A 12649-nucleotide genomic window follows, 5' to 3' on the forward strand; every position below is an offset into this window, starting at 1 on the left:
GAGGGCCGCCGGCCTGCGATGAGGCCGGCGACCCGGTTTCCTGTCGATCTCTGCGGCCGTCAGCGGGCGGTGCCGGCCCTGCGCTTGGTCCACACGTCGAACGCCACCGCGGCGAGCAGCACGGCGCCCTTGACGAGCATGACGCGCTCGCTGGGCGAGCCGATCAGCGACATGCCGTTGTTGATCACCGCCATGATGAGACCACCGGTGATCGCGCCGACCACCTTGCCCACGCCGCCCTGAACGGCCGCGCCACCGATGAAGGCCGCGGCGATGGCGTCCAGCTCGAAGCTGTTGCCCGCGGTGGGGCCGGCCTGGTTGAGCCGGCCGGCAAAGATGACGCCGGCGATCGCGGACAGGACCCCCATGTTGACGAAGATCCAGAAGACGACCGACTTGACCTTGACGCCGGACATCACCGCCGCGTGCAGGTTTCCGCCGATCGCGTAGACCTGCCGCCCGAACACGGTGCGGTTGGCCATCAGTGAGTACGCCAGCACGAGCACCGCGAGCAGCACGAGCACCCACGGCAGGTTCTTGAAGCGGGCGAGCTGCACGACGAGGAAGAGGATCAGCGCGGCTCCGGCCGCCATCTTCAGCACGAACAGCGCCAGAGGGTCGACCGCCTGGCCGTACCCCTTGCGCGCGCTGCGGCTGCGCCACTGCGCGAGGACCATGCCGGCGATCGCGACGATGCCGACCAGCAGGCTGAACAGGTCGGCGCCCCCGAGCGGGCCGAGGCCGATGTTGCCCAGCCAGCCGTCGGTGAAGCCGTTGGCCAGTGTGCGGACCTGGTCGGGGAACGGGCCGATGCCCTGGTTGCCCAGGACGGTGAGGGTCAGCGCCCGGAAGAGCAGCATGCCCGCCAGCGTGACGATGAACGCGGGGATGCCGAAGTACGCGATCCAGTACCCCTGCCAGGCCCCGATCAGCGCGCCGGCCGCGATCGTGATCAGCAGGGCCACCGGCCAGGGCATGCCCATGTTCACCATGAGCACCGCGGAGAGCCCGCCGGTGACCGCGACCACCGAGCCGACCGACAGGTCGATGTGCCCCGCGATGATGATCAGGATCATCCCGATCGCGAGGATCAGGATGTAGGAGTTCTGGACGATGATGTTGGAGATGTTCTGCGGCTGCAGCAGTGCGCCGTCGGTCAGCACCGAGAACAATACGATGATCAGCGCGAACGCGATGTAGATGCCGCTGGAGCGCAGGTTGAGCGACAGCCCGCCGAGCGACACCCGGCCCGGCCGCCCCGGCGCTCCCCCGCCGCCCTTGGCGCCGACCTCCACGTCGGCGGGCGTGATGCTGCTCATGCCGGCTACTCCTGTCCCTTGGTCATGAAATACATGAGGCGTTCCTGCGTGGCCTCCTCGCGCGGCACCTCACCGGTGACGCGCCCCTCCGAGAGCGTGTAGATGCGGTCGCAGAGACCGAGCAACTCGGGCAGCTCGGACGAGATCACCAGCACGGCCTTGCCCTGCTCCGCCAGACGGTTGATGATCGTGTATATCTCGTACTTGGCGCCGACGTCGATGCCCCGGGTCGGCTCGTCGAGAATCAGCACGTCCGGCTCGGTCAGGATCCACTTGGAGAGCACGACCTTCTGCTGGTTGCCGCCGCTCAGCTTGCCGACGACGCTGTCGACACTCGGCGCCTTGATGTTCATGCTCGCGCGGAACTGCTGGGCGACGCGGTATTCCTCGTACTCGTTGACCCAGCCACGCCTCGACAGGCCCTTGAGCCATGCCGCGCTGATGTTGCGCTTGATGTCCTCGATGAGGTTGAGGCCGTACCTCTTGCGGTCTTCGGTGGCGTAGGCGACGCCGTGCCTGATCGCGTCCTGCACGGTGCGGATCTCGATCGGCTTGCCGTCCTTGAAGATGCTGCCGGAGATGTGCACCCCGTACGTCCGCCCGAACACGCTCATCGCCAGTTCGGTGCGGCCGGCGCCCATCAGCCCGGCCAGGCCCACGATCTCACCACGCCGCAGCGTCAGCGAGGCCCCGTCGACCACCTTCCTGCCAGGCTGGCTGGGGCTGTAGACCGTCCAGTCCTCGATCCGGAACGCCTCCTCGCCGATCGCCGGCGTGCGCGGCGGGAAGCGGTTGTCGAGGGCGCGGCCGACCATGCCGGAGATGATGCGGTCCTCGGTCACGCCGTCGACGGTCATGTCGAGAGTCTCGATCGTCTGCCCGTCCCTGAGGATCGTGACGGAGTCCGCGATCGCGATCACCTCGTTGAGCTTGTGTGAGATGATCACACAGGTGATCCCCTCGTCCCTCAGCCCGCGCAGCAGGTCGAGCAGGTGGGCCGAGTCCTCGTCGTTGAGTGCCGCGGTCGGCTCGTCGAGAATGAGGAGCTTGACCTCCTTCGACAGCGCCTTGGCGATCTCCACGAGTTGCTGCTTGCCCACGCCGATGTCGGAGACCGTCGTCGTGGGGTTCTCCCGCAGGCCGACCCGCTTCAGCAGCTCGCCGGCCTCGTAGTTGGTGCGGTTCCAGTCGATGACGCCGCGCGCTGCCCGCTCGTTGCCGAGGTAGATGTTCTCGGCGATCGACAGCTGCGGGCACAGCGCCAACTCCTGGTGGATGATGACGATGCCGGCGTGCTCGCTGTCGCGGATGCCGCCGAACTCGCAGCGTCTGCCCTCGAAGGTGATCTCGCCGTCGTACTGGCCGTGGGGATAGACCCCGGACAGCACCTTCATCAGCGTCGACTTGCCGGCGCCGTTCTCGCCGCAGATCGCGTGGATCTCACCCCGCCGGACCGCCAGGTTGACGTCCTGTAGCGCCTTCACCCCGGGGAATGTCTTGGTGATCCCGCTCATCCGCAAGATGTGCTCGGTCATGTGCCCCCCGCTCAGGGAGGGCCCGGGGACTGCTCCCCGGGCCCGGATCCCTACTTGAGCTGGTCCTCGGTGTAGTAGCCGCTGCCGACGATGACGTCCTTGTAGTTGTCCTTGTCGACGACCACAGGGTCCAGCAGGTAAGACGGAACGACCTTGTTGCCGTTGTTGTAGTCCGTGGTGTTGTTCACCTCGGGCTTCTGGCCCTTCAGCACCGCGTCGGCCATCTTCACGGTCTGCTCCGCGAGCTTGCGGGTGTCCTTGAAGATGGTGGAGTACTGCTCACCGGCGATGATCGACTTGACCGAGGCGAGCTCGGCGTCCTGGCCGGTCACGACCGGGTAGGGCTGGCCGCTGGTGCCGTAGCCGGAGCTCTTGAGCGCCGACAGGATGCCGATGGACAGTCCGTCGTACGGCGAGAGCACGCCGTCGACCTTGGCGTCGCCGGTGTAGGTCTTGGTGAGGATGTCCTCCATGCGCTTCTGCGCCGTGGCGGGGTCCCACCGCAGGATGGCGGCCTGCTTGAAGTCGGTCTGGCCGCTCTTGACCTTCAGCGTGCCGTCGTCGATCTTCGGCTGGAGCACCGACATCGCGCCGTTCCAGAAGAAGGTGGCGTTGTTGTCGTCGGGCGAGCCGCCGAACAGCTCGACGTTGAACGGGCCCTTCTTGCCGCCGTCGACGCCGAGGCCCTTCAGCAGCGAGGTCGCCTGCTGCACGCCGACCTTGAAGTTGTCGAAGGTCGCGTAGTAGTCGACGTTCGGGCTGTTGCGGATGAGCCGGTCGTAGGCGATGACCGGGATCTTGTTGTCCGCGGCCTCCTGCAGCTGCGAGGTGAGCGCGGTGCCGTCGATCGAGGCGATGATCAGGAGCTTCGCGCCCTTGGTGATCTGGTTCTCGATCTGGTTGACCTGGGTGGGGATGTCGTTCTCCGCGTACTGGAGGTCCACCTGGTAGCCGAGGGCCTCAAGCTGCTGCTTGACGTTGTCGCCGTCGTGGATCCAGCGCTCCGACGACTTGGTGGGCATGGTGACGCCGACCAGGGCTCCGGCGGCGCCGGCCCCGGAGGACGCGGACGCCTCCGTGTCCACCGTCTTCTGGCTGGAGCCGCAGGCGGTCATGGTAACGGCGAGCGCGATGGCGGACACCGCGCCCCCGATTCGTAGCAACCTCATGTACATCTCCTTGGGGGTCGCCGCACACCGGTGTGCGGCCGGTAGAAGGGGTAGGACTTTCCGCACATCAAGGAGCTCTGCGGCGCGAGCCACCTGAGAATACGCGCTGCAGGAGGATGAAGACGAAGAGCAGCAGACCGATGAAAATCTTGGTCCACCAGGAGCTCAGCGTCCCCTCGAAGCTGATGATCGTCTGGATCAGGCCCAGCACGAGCACGCCGAGCACGGTGCCGAGCAGGAAGCCGCTCCCGCCGGTCAGCAGCGTGCCGCCGATGACGACCGCGGCGATCGCGTCCAGCTCCATGCCCACGGCGCTCAGTCCGTAGCCGGACAGCGAGTAGAAGGCGAACAGCAGGCCGCCGAGGGCCGAGCAGAACCCGCTGATCGTGTAGACCGCGATCTTCGTACGGGCCACCGGCAGGCCCATGAGCAGGGCCGACTGCTCGCTGCCGCCGGTCGCGTAGACGTTGCGGCCGAGCCGCGTGTAATGCAGCACGTACGCCGCGATCAGCACGACAGCCACCGCGATCAGCGCGCTCGGGGTGACCGACAGGTCGCCGCCGAAGTTGATCCGCGTCTGCGCGATATCGGTGAACGTCGGGTTGTCGATCGGGATCGACTCGGTGCTGATCGTGTAGCACAGGCCGCGGGCGAGGAACATGCCGGCCAGCGTGACGATGAACGGCTGGATCTCGAAGTAGTGGATGATGGCGCCCATCGCCAGGCCCAGCACCGCGCCGATCACCAGCACCAGGGCCATGACCGCGAACGCCGGCCAGCCGTCCTTCAGCAGGCTGGCGCTCAGCATCGTGGCCAGCGCGACCACCGAACCGACCGACAGGTCGATGCCGCCGGTGAGGATCACGAACGTCATTCCCACCGCGACGACCAGCAGGAACGCGTTGTCGATGAAGACGTTGAGGATGATCTGCCCGGTCCCGAAGTTCTCGTAGCGGATGCCGCCCGCCACGAACATGGCCACGAACAGGCCCGCGGTCACCAGGACCGGGATGTACTTCTGTGGAACCGTACGGCGGCGGTCCAGCAGACCGGTGATACCCGTCACGCCGAGACCCTCACCTTCTCTTCGGGCGCCGTGGACGCCGGGACCGGGCGCCTGCGGCGGTGGAACACCTTCGCACGGAAGGCCGGGGACTGGATCAGGCAGACGATCGTCACCACGAGCGCCTTGAACAGCAGCGTCGTCTCCGGGGGGACGCCGATGGAGTAGATGGTGGTGGTCAGCGTCTGGATGATGAGGGCGCCCAGCACCGTGCCGCTCAGCGAGAACCGGCCGCCGGACAGCGGGGTGCCGCCGATGACGACGGCGAGGATCGCGTCCAGCTCGATCCACAGGCCCGCGTTGTTGCCGTCGGCGCTGGAGACGTTCGAGCTGATCATCAGGCCCGCGATGCCGGCGCACAGCCCGCAGAACGCGTACACCATGATGAGCACGCCGCGGGCGCTGATGCCGGCCAGGCGGCTCGCCTCGGCGTTGCCGCCGACCGACTCGATGAGCAGGCCGAGCGCCAGGCGCCGGGTGAGGAACGCGGTGAGCGCGAGCACGACCGCCACGATGATGATCCCGAACGGCAGCGTGAGCCAGTAGCCGCCGCCGATCAGCTTGTACGACGAGCTCTGGACCGTGGTGATCTGGCCGTCGGTGATGAGCTGGGCCAGACCGCGCCCGGCCACCATCAGGATCAACGTCGCGATGATCGGCTGGATCCCGATGCCCGCGACGAGGAAGCCGTTCCACAGGCCGAGGACCACCGACAGCACCAGCGCGATGCCCACGGCCGACAGCACGCCGGCCACCGAGTTCTGGTCGCTCAGGTCGCTGATGCGCATGCAGGCCAGCGCTCCGGCGATCGCCACGACCGACCCGACCGACAGGTCGATGCCGCTCGTGGCGATGACCAGCGTCATGCCGGTCGCGACGAGGATCAGCGGCGCGCCGAACCGGAAGATGTCGATGAGGCTGCCGTAGAGGTGGCCCTCCTTCATCTCGATCCTGAAGAAGCCGTCGGTGAAGACGAGGTTGAGCAGCAGCAGCGCGACCAGGACGACCACGGGCCAGAACAGGCGGTGCTTCAGGATCCGGCTCATGATCGGGCTCCGCTCGCGATCGTCTCCGTCAGTGTGTCGGTGGTCAGGCCCTCGTCGTTGTCCAGCTCGGCGACGAGCCGGCGGTCGCGCAGCACGCCGACCTTGTGGCTGAGCCGCAGCACCTCCTCCAGTTCGGCGGAGATGAACAGCACGGCCATCCCGCCGTCCGACAGCTCGGCGACCAGGCGCTGGATCTCGGCCTTGGCGCCGACGTCGATGCCCCGGGTGGGCTCGTCGAGGATGAGCAGGCGAGGCTCCAGGATGAGCCAGCGGGCCAGCAGCACCTTCTGCTGGTTGCCGCCGCTGAGGTTCCTGATGAGCTGGTCGGGGTTGGCCGGGCGGATGTTCAGCGCGGCGATGTACTTGTCGACCAGCTCGTCCTGCTTGCGCCGCGGGATCGGCCGGCTCCAGCCGCGCGCGGCCTGCAGGGCGAGGATGATGTTCTCGCGGACGGTGAGGTCGGGGATGAGCCCCTCGGCCCGCCGGTTCTCCGAGCAGAAGGCCAGCTTCCTGGAGACCGCGGAGCGCGGCGTACGCAGGTTGACCTGCTCGCCGCCGATCTTCAAGGAGCCCGTGCCCGCGTGGTCGGCCCCGAACAGCAGCCGGGCGACCTCCGTACGGCCCGAGCCGAGCAGCCCGGCCAGGCCGACGACCTCGCCCTCGTGGATGGTGAGCGTGAACGGCTCGATCGCCCCGGAGCGGCCGAGATGGTCGGCCTCGACCAGCGGCGCGGCCTCGCGGGCGGGCGGGCGGGCCTCCAGCTTCTCCAGGTCGGCCAGCTCGCGGCCGATCATCTTGCCGACCAGGTCGACCTGGCTCAGCTCGCTGGTGAGGTACTCCCCCACGAGGGTGCCATTGCGCAGGATCGTCATCCGGTCGGAGATCTCGTAGATCTGGTCGAGGAAATGCGAGACGAACAGGATCGCGATGCCCTGTTCCTTCAGTCTGCGCATCACCCGGAACAGCTGCGCGACCTCGTCCGCGTCGAGGCTGGAGGTGGGCTCGTCGAGGATCAGCACCTTCGCGTCGATGTCCACGGCCCGCGCGATCGCCACCATCTGCTGGATGGCCAGCGAGTACGACGTCAGCGGAGCCGACACGTCGAGGTCGAGGTCGAGACGGGAGAGGATCTCCGTGGCCCGGCGGCGCATCGTCTGCCACTGGATCCGGCCGAAGCGGCGCGGCTCACGTCCGATGAAGATGTTCTCCGCCACTGACAGGTTGGCGCAGAGGTTGACCTCCTGATAGACGGTGCTGATGCCCGCCTGCTGCGCGGCGAGCGGGCTGGAGAAGGCGACCCGCCTGCCCTCCAGCTCGATCTCTCCGGCGTCGATGTCGTAGACCCCGGTCAGCACCTTGATCAAGGTCGACTTTCCGGCGCCGTTCTCTCCCATCAACGCGTGGACCTCCCCCGGCAGCAGCCGGAAGTCCACGCCGTCCAGCGCCTTCACGCCGGGGAACTGCTTGCCGATCCCGCTCATCCGCAGGATCGGCGCGGGTGCGGCCATGCGGTGCCCCTCTCCCGTGTTTCCGTGTTTCCCGCTCACCATCGGATCGCTCGGTGTTATCCACTCACCAGCGGGGCCGGGCCGCCCCCGCGGTGGGGGCGGCCCGGTTTCCGGTCAGTACTTGCGGCTGGGCAGGACTTCCTTCGCCTGCTCCTGGGTGAAGGTGGTCTCTTCGGTGACCACCCGCTGGGGAACCTGCTCGCCGTTGACGACCTTCTTGGCGAGCTCCATGAGCTGCTTGCCCATCAGCGGGTTGCACTCGACGATGAAGTTGATCTTGCCGTCGGCGAGCGCCTGCATGCCGTCGTGGGTCGCGTCGGCGGTGATGATCTTGATGTCCTTGCCCGGGACCTTGCCCGCGCCCTCGATCGCCTCGATGGCGCCGAGGCCCATGTCGTCGTTGTGCGCCCAGAGCACGTCGATGTCAGGGTTGGACTTGAGGAAGGCCTCCATGACCTCCTTGCCCTTGGCCCGGGTGAAGTCGCCGCTCTGCGAGGCGATGATGTGGAACTTCGGGTCGGCCTTGACGACCTCTTCGAAGCCCGACTTGCGGTCGTTGGCGGGCGCGGACCCGGTGGTGCCCTCCAGCTGGACGATGTTCACGTCGTCCTTGCTGTCCTTGTACTGGTCGACCAGCCACTGACCGGCCTTCTTGCCCTCCTCGATGAAGTCGGAGCCGAGGAAGGTCTTGTACAGGCTGGTGTCCTGGGAGTCCACGGCCCGGTCGGTGAGGATGACCGGGATCTTCGCGTTCTGGGCCTCCTTGAGGACGGTGTCCCAGCCCGACTCCACCACCGGCGAGAAGGCGATGACGTCGACCTTCTGCTGGATGTAGGAGCGGATCGCCTTGATCTGGTTCTCCTGCTTCTGCTGGGCGTCGGAGAACTTCAGGTCGATGCCCGCCTCCTTGGCGGTCTCCTGAATGTCCTTGGTGTTGGCGGTGCGCCAGCCACTCTCCGCGCCGACCTGGGCGAAGCCCATCACGATCTTGCCGTCCTTGGCGCCACCGACGGACGAATCGCCGCTGCCGCCGCTGCCGCTGTCGCTGCTGCCGCAACCGGCCATCGTCAGGGCCGTGGCACCGGCCAGGATCAGTGCCGAGATCCTCTTCAACACTGGGGGGATCCTTTCTAACTGTTAGCGCTAACACCCAAGGTGCAGCGCTGGTTATCCGATGTGTTTCCGTACGGCTAGCGCGCGGCTGTGCTTCCCCTGAACACGAACTGGGGAGGCACGACGAGACGCTCGTGAGGCAGCGCCTCGCCCGACTCGATCTGCCGGAGCAGCACGTCGATGCTGCGCCTGCCGACGGCCCCGAAGTCCTGTCTGATGGTGGTGAGCGGCGGGGAGAAGAACTCCGACTCAGGGATGTCGTCGAAGCCCACGATGCTGATCTGCTCGGGGACCTTGACCCCCTCCTCCGTGAACGCGCGCAGAAGGCCGAGCGCCATCTGGTCGTTGGCGACGAACACCGCGGTGACGTCGCCGGCCATCGCGGCGAGCTCCTTGCCTGCCCGGTAACCCGAACGCGGGCTCCAGTCGCCGGTCAGCGCGCCGGGAATGGGCCGCCCCGCGGCGGTCAGCACCGCGCGCCAGCCCTCGATCCGGCCCTCGGCCTCCAGCCAGTCCGCCGGGCCGCTGACATGCCAGACGGTCTCGTGCCCGAGGTCGAGCAGGTGCGAGGTCGCCAGCCTGGCGCCCTCGACCTGATCGACGCTCACCACGGAGACCTCGCCCTGATGCCAGCCCTCGACGGCCACGGCGGGCATGCCCGCCGGCAGGTCGTCGAGCGCCCGGGCCGCCGATCGCTGCGGGGCGACGACGACGATGCCGTCCACGCCCTGCTCGGCGAGGTAGCCGATCGCGTCGTTCACGCCGGCCCTGTCGATGGTCCGCAGGCTCACGATGCTCACGAAGTAGCCCGCGTCCCGCGCCGCCTGCTCGATTCCGTATACCGTGCTCGCCGGGCCGTACAGCGTCGTGTCGAAGCTGACCACGCCCAGCGTGCGCGAGTGCTTGGTGACCAGGGCCCGGGCGACGAGGTTTCGGCGGTAACCGAGCTGGTCGATGGCCCGCATGACCCGGGTGCGGGTCTCGGCGCGGACGTTCGGATGGTCGTTGAGCACCCGCGAGACCGTCTGATGCGACACTCCGGCCAGCCTGGCCACGTCGGCCATGACGGGCGGGCGACGCTCGACGTTGGGTCCCACTGGCGCTCCTCTCCACTGCTTGGGAAGACTGTGAGCGTTAACACGACCCCCCGTCAAGGTGGTGGCCGATTACGGTCCGGTCACACCGAAACATCGCGTTAACGTCCTATTGACGGACATGCCGCATAGCCATTAACTGGTGGCCGAATCCACCTTGTTAACGCTCACTTTGCGACCATCCCGTGACGTTAGCGCTAACAGAGCTCGGAGGAGCCGCCCGCATGAGCAGAAAGGCCTGGTCACCGGCCTTGTCGGCGGCCCTGTTGAGTGGCATGGCGAGTGACATGGCGAGCGGCCCGCATCACCACCTGGCTCGACGGCCAGAAGATCAACGACTTCACCGACAACGCCTCCGTCGAGCCGCTCTACGCCACGGTGATCAAGACCGTCAACGTCCAGGACACCGCCGTGCGCAGCACGGTCGGCCCGGGCGACGCCGCGATCGCGCCGAAGGCCCTCGTCACCTCGCTGACCGGTGACCCGGTGCCGCGGTGAACTCGCTCGACGAGCCCGCGAAGATCTCCCCGGTCGAACGGGAGGTGAGCGGATTCTCCTCTGCCTTCACCTACGACTTCCCCGCCCACTCGGTGACGTTCATCCAGGCGGCGACTCCGTCAGGGGCTGACGCCGGTGCTCTCCCTCACCACGAGCTCGGGCTCCACCATGCGCCTCGCCTTGCCGTCAACCCCGGCGATGCGGTCCAGCAGGAGCTGGAACGCCTGCCGGCCGACCTCGCCGAAGTTCTGCCGCACCGTGGTCAGGGGCGGCCAGAAGTAGGCCGCCTCGGGGACGTCGTCGAACCCGACGACGCTCACGTCCTCGGGGACCCGCCGGCCCGCCTCCCGCAGGGCCCGCAGCACGCCCATCGCCATGTGGTCGTTGGCCACGAAGACCGCCGTCACGTCGGGCTCACGGGCGAGCCGCTTGCCGATCTCGTAGCCGGAGTGGGCGGTCCAGTCGCCGACCAGCGGCTCGGGCACCTCCCTGCCCTCCGCCTCCAGCGCCGACCGCCAGCCGGCCACCCGGCCGCTCGAGTCGATCCAGTTGGGCGGGCCCGACAGGTGCCAGACGGTGCGGTGACCGAGACTGAGCAGGTGGCGGGTGGCGCGGGCGGCGCCGGCGCGCTGGTCCACCGCCGCGACCGGCACCAGCAGGTCGGTTCCCCCGCCGACGTCGACCACCGGGAGCCCCTGGGGAAGGTGGCGGAGCCCCTCGGCGGCCGACTCGTGCGGCGCGACGACGATGACGCCGTCCACCGACTGGGACCGCAGGCGGTCGATCCCCCTGGTGATCCAGCTGCGGTTGAGCGCGGGCAGGCTGGCGATGCTGACCAGGTAGTCGCTGTCCCTGGCCGCCTGCTCGATGCCGAACAACGTGGAGGCCGGGCCGTACAGGGTGGTGTCGAAGCAGACGACCCCCAGCACCCCCGAGCGGCCGGTCACCAGGACACGCGCCGCCGAATTGGGCCGGTAGTCGAGCTCGCGGACCGCCGCGAGGACCCGCGCCCGGGTCTCCGGGCGCACCTTCTCCGGAGCGTTCAGCACTCTCGACACCGTCATCGCCGACACCCCCGCCAGCTCCGCGACGTCCTCCATGACCGCCGCCTTCGGGCGTTCGGTCGGGCTCTCTCCAGGCCGGACCTTCGTCATCCGCCGCGCCCCGCTCATTCCGGTCAGGTTTCCTGAGTGTTTGCGATAACAGCAAGCCGTACCACCACTACGATGATCACTGCGCGTCACGTGCCCGGCGGGGAACGTTCCCTCAAATGGCCGCGTACGCGCAGTGGCCCCAGCTCATGGTATCGCTAACAGATCCTCGTCCCCCTGCGTTAGCGTGGGGCGTCGCGAAGTTCGCCCCTGGCGAGCCAGGCGAGGGCGCACAGGAGCGTCATCGCCCCGCCCACCTGCACGGCCGTCATCCGCTCCCCCAGCAGCACGACGCCGATGACGGCGGCGACGAGAGGTTCGAGCAGGGACAGGACCGCGGCCGTGGTGCCGCCGACGACGCGCAGCCCGGCGAAGAACAGCCCGTACGCGAGCGCCGTCGGCACGGCCGCCAGATAGCCGAGCAGCAGCACGTTGGTCACGGTGTGCCCGGCGGGCAGCAGCCCTCCGGCCGCGGCGATCGGGAGCAGGCAGGCCGCGCCTCCGGCGAACCCCCACACGGCCACGCCTTCGGCGGGCATCCGGCGGGTGGTGAGGGTGACGAGGGAGTAGGCCGCCGCCGACAGCAGCGAGTAGCCGGCGCCCGCCGGGGTGACCGTCTGCGCGCCTCCCGTGAGCATGGCCAGGCCCGCGACGGCGAGCGCGGCGCACCCGAGGCCGGTGCGGCCCAGCGGTTCGCCCAGGAAGAGCCGGCCGCCGGCCGCCACCAGGAGCGGGGTGGCGCCCATCGTGATCATCGTGGCGACCGCGACGCCGGCCTCGGCGATGGCCGCGAAGTAGGTCGCCTGGCAGACCGCCATCGCCGGGCCGACGAGCAGCACCGCCCGCCAGGAGGGCCGGCTGCGGGCGACGGCGAGCAGGAGCGCCGCGCCGCAGGCGAAGCGCCAGAACGACACGGCGACGGGACTCAGCTGTCCCGCACCGTGCAGCACCGCCCCCGCCGCTCCCCCGGTTCCCCAGGCGACCGCGGCGGTGGACACGTAGACGAGGCCCTGCCGTACGGACAGGGCTGGAGCATGGTTCATCGATGTCTCTCCAGTGAGGTGGGCCCGATTCCCGCAGGCGGGCATGGGCCACCGGCCGGGCCGCCCTGGCCCGGATCACCGGATGGCGCCGCCCGCTAGCGGGCGGGCGG

11 protein-coding genes are annotated in these 12649 nt (G+C 68.5%); 1 reads left to right on the forward strand and 10 read right to left on the reverse strand.

Features of this window, described 5'->3' with window-relative positions; genetic code table 11:
- Positions 1-59: 59 nt before the first annotated feature.
- The 8 genes from mmsB to ACIBK1_RS12255 form a co-directional block, all read right to left on the reverse strand.
- Positions 60-1319 (reverse strand): multiple monosaccharide ABC transporter permease, encoded by a 1260-nt coding sequence (gene mmsB, locus ACIBK1_RS12220; RefSeq protein WP_030505817.1) that lies wholly within the window; start codon positions 1317-1319, stop codon positions 60-62.
- Positions 1320-1324: 5 nt separating this feature from the next.
- Positions 1325-2854: a multiple monosaccharide ABC transporter ATP-binding protein gene (gene mmsA, locus ACIBK1_RS12225; protein WP_030505818.1), complete on the reverse strand. Its 1530-nt coding sequence runs from the start codon at positions 2852-2854 to the stop codon at positions 1325-1327.
- Positions 2855-2904: 50 nt separating this feature from the next.
- A complete protein-coding gene (gene chvE, locus ACIBK1_RS12230) occupies positions 2905-4023 on the reverse strand; it encodes a multiple monosaccharide ABC transporter substrate-binding protein (RefSeq protein WP_030505819.1) in 1119 nt (372 codons plus the stop codon).
- A 67-nt stretch (positions 4024-4090) separates the two neighbouring features.
- A complete protein-coding gene (yjfF, locus tag ACIBK1_RS12235) occupies positions 4091-5089 on the reverse strand; it encodes a galactofuranose ABC transporter, permease protein YjfF (protein ID WP_449566882.1) in 999 nt (332 codons plus the stop codon).
- Positions 5086-6132 carry an ABC transporter permease gene (locus tag ACIBK1_RS12240; RefSeq protein WP_030505821.1) on the reverse strand — a complete coding sequence of 349 codons (1047 nt, stop codon included), beginning with the start codon at positions 6130-6132 and terminating at the stop codon, positions 5086-5088. Before ACIBK1_RS12240 ends, yjfF begins: the two co-directional genes overlap by 4 nt.
- Positions 6129-7640 (reverse strand): sugar ABC transporter ATP-binding protein, encoded by a 1512-nt coding sequence (locus ACIBK1_RS12245; protein ID WP_030505822.1) that lies wholly within the window; start codon positions 7638-7640, stop codon positions 6129-6131. Before ACIBK1_RS12245 ends, ACIBK1_RS12240 begins: the two co-directional genes overlap by 4 nt.
- Before the next feature lie 114 nt (positions 7641-7754).
- The gene (locus ACIBK1_RS12250) at positions 7755-8756 is read right to left on the reverse strand and encodes an ABC transporter substrate-binding protein (RefSeq protein WP_030505823.1); all 1002 of its coding nucleotides are present in this window, start codon (positions 8754-8756) and stop codon (positions 7755-7757) included.
- Positions 8757-8830: 74 nt separating this feature from the next.
- Positions 8831-9817 (reverse strand): LacI family DNA-binding transcriptional regulator, encoded by a 987-nt coding sequence (locus tag ACIBK1_RS12255; RefSeq protein WP_051761272.1) that lies wholly within the window; start codon positions 9815-9817, stop codon positions 8831-8833.
- Between the two features lie 312 nt (positions 9818-10129).
- Here ACIBK1_RS12255 and ACIBK1_RS12260 point away from each other — a divergent pair, with 312 nt between their 5' ends.
- Positions 10130-10345 (forward strand): hypothetical protein, encoded by a 216-nt coding sequence (locus tag ACIBK1_RS12260; protein WP_396734413.1) that lies wholly within the window; start codon positions 10130-10132, stop codon positions 10343-10345.
- Between the two features lie 119 nt (positions 10346-10464).
- Here ACIBK1_RS12260 and ACIBK1_RS12265 read toward each other — a convergent pair whose 3' ends face one another.
- Both ACIBK1_RS12265 and ACIBK1_RS12270 read right to left on the reverse strand, forming a co-directional pair.
- Positions 10465-11517, reverse strand: coding sequence for a LacI family DNA-binding transcriptional regulator (locus ACIBK1_RS12265; protein WP_396721676.1), 1053 nt, complete (start codon positions 11515-11517; stop codon positions 10465-10467).
- A 161-nt stretch (positions 11518-11678) separates the two neighbouring features.
- Positions 11679-12539, reverse strand: a complete 861-nt coding sequence (locus ACIBK1_RS12270) for a DMT family transporter (protein ID WP_396734416.1) — start codon at positions 12537-12539, stop codon at positions 11679-11681.
- Between the last annotated feature and the right edge of the window lie 110 nt (positions 12540-12649).

Source organism: Microbispora rosea (genome assembly GCF_044460045.1).
In the GTDB taxonomy this organism is placed as follows: Bacteria; Actinomycetota; Actinomycetes; order Streptosporangiales; family Streptosporangiaceae; genus Microbispora; species Microbispora rosea.

Bases quoted from the DNA above. Each gene is read 5' to 3' on its own strand.
- ACIBK1_RS12255 (WP_051761272.1), bottom strand. From the start codon at position 9,817: ATGGCCGACGTGGCCAGGCTGGCCGGAGTGTCGCATCAGACGGTCTCG.
- ACIBK1_RS12270 (WP_396734416.1), bottom strand. From the start codon at position 12,539: ATGAACCATGCTCCAGCCCTGTCCGTACGGCAGGGCCTCGTCTACGTG.
- ACIBK1_RS12240 (WP_030505821.1), bottom strand. From the start codon at position 6,132: ATGAGCCGGATCCTGAAGCACCGCCTGTTCTGGCCCGTGGTCGTCCTG.
- chvE (WP_030505819.1), bottom strand. From the start codon at position 4,023: ATGAGGTTGCTACGAATCGGGGGCGCGGTGTCCGCCATCGCGCTCGCC.
- mmsA (WP_030505818.1), bottom strand. From the start codon at position 2,854: ATGACCGAGCACATCTTGCGGATGAGCGGGATCACCAAGACATTCCCC.
- ACIBK1_RS12245 (WP_030505822.1), bottom strand. From the start codon at position 7,640: ATGGCCGCACCCGCGCCGATCCTGCGGATGAGCGGGATCGGCAAGCAG.
- ACIBK1_RS12265 (WP_396721676.1), bottom strand. From the start codon at position 11,517: ATGAGCGGGGCGCGGCGGATGACGAAGGTCCGGCCTGGAGAGAGCCCG.
- mmsB (WP_030505817.1), bottom strand. From the start codon at position 1,319: ATGAGCAGCATCACGCCCGCCGACGTGGAGGTCGGCGCCAAGGGCGGC.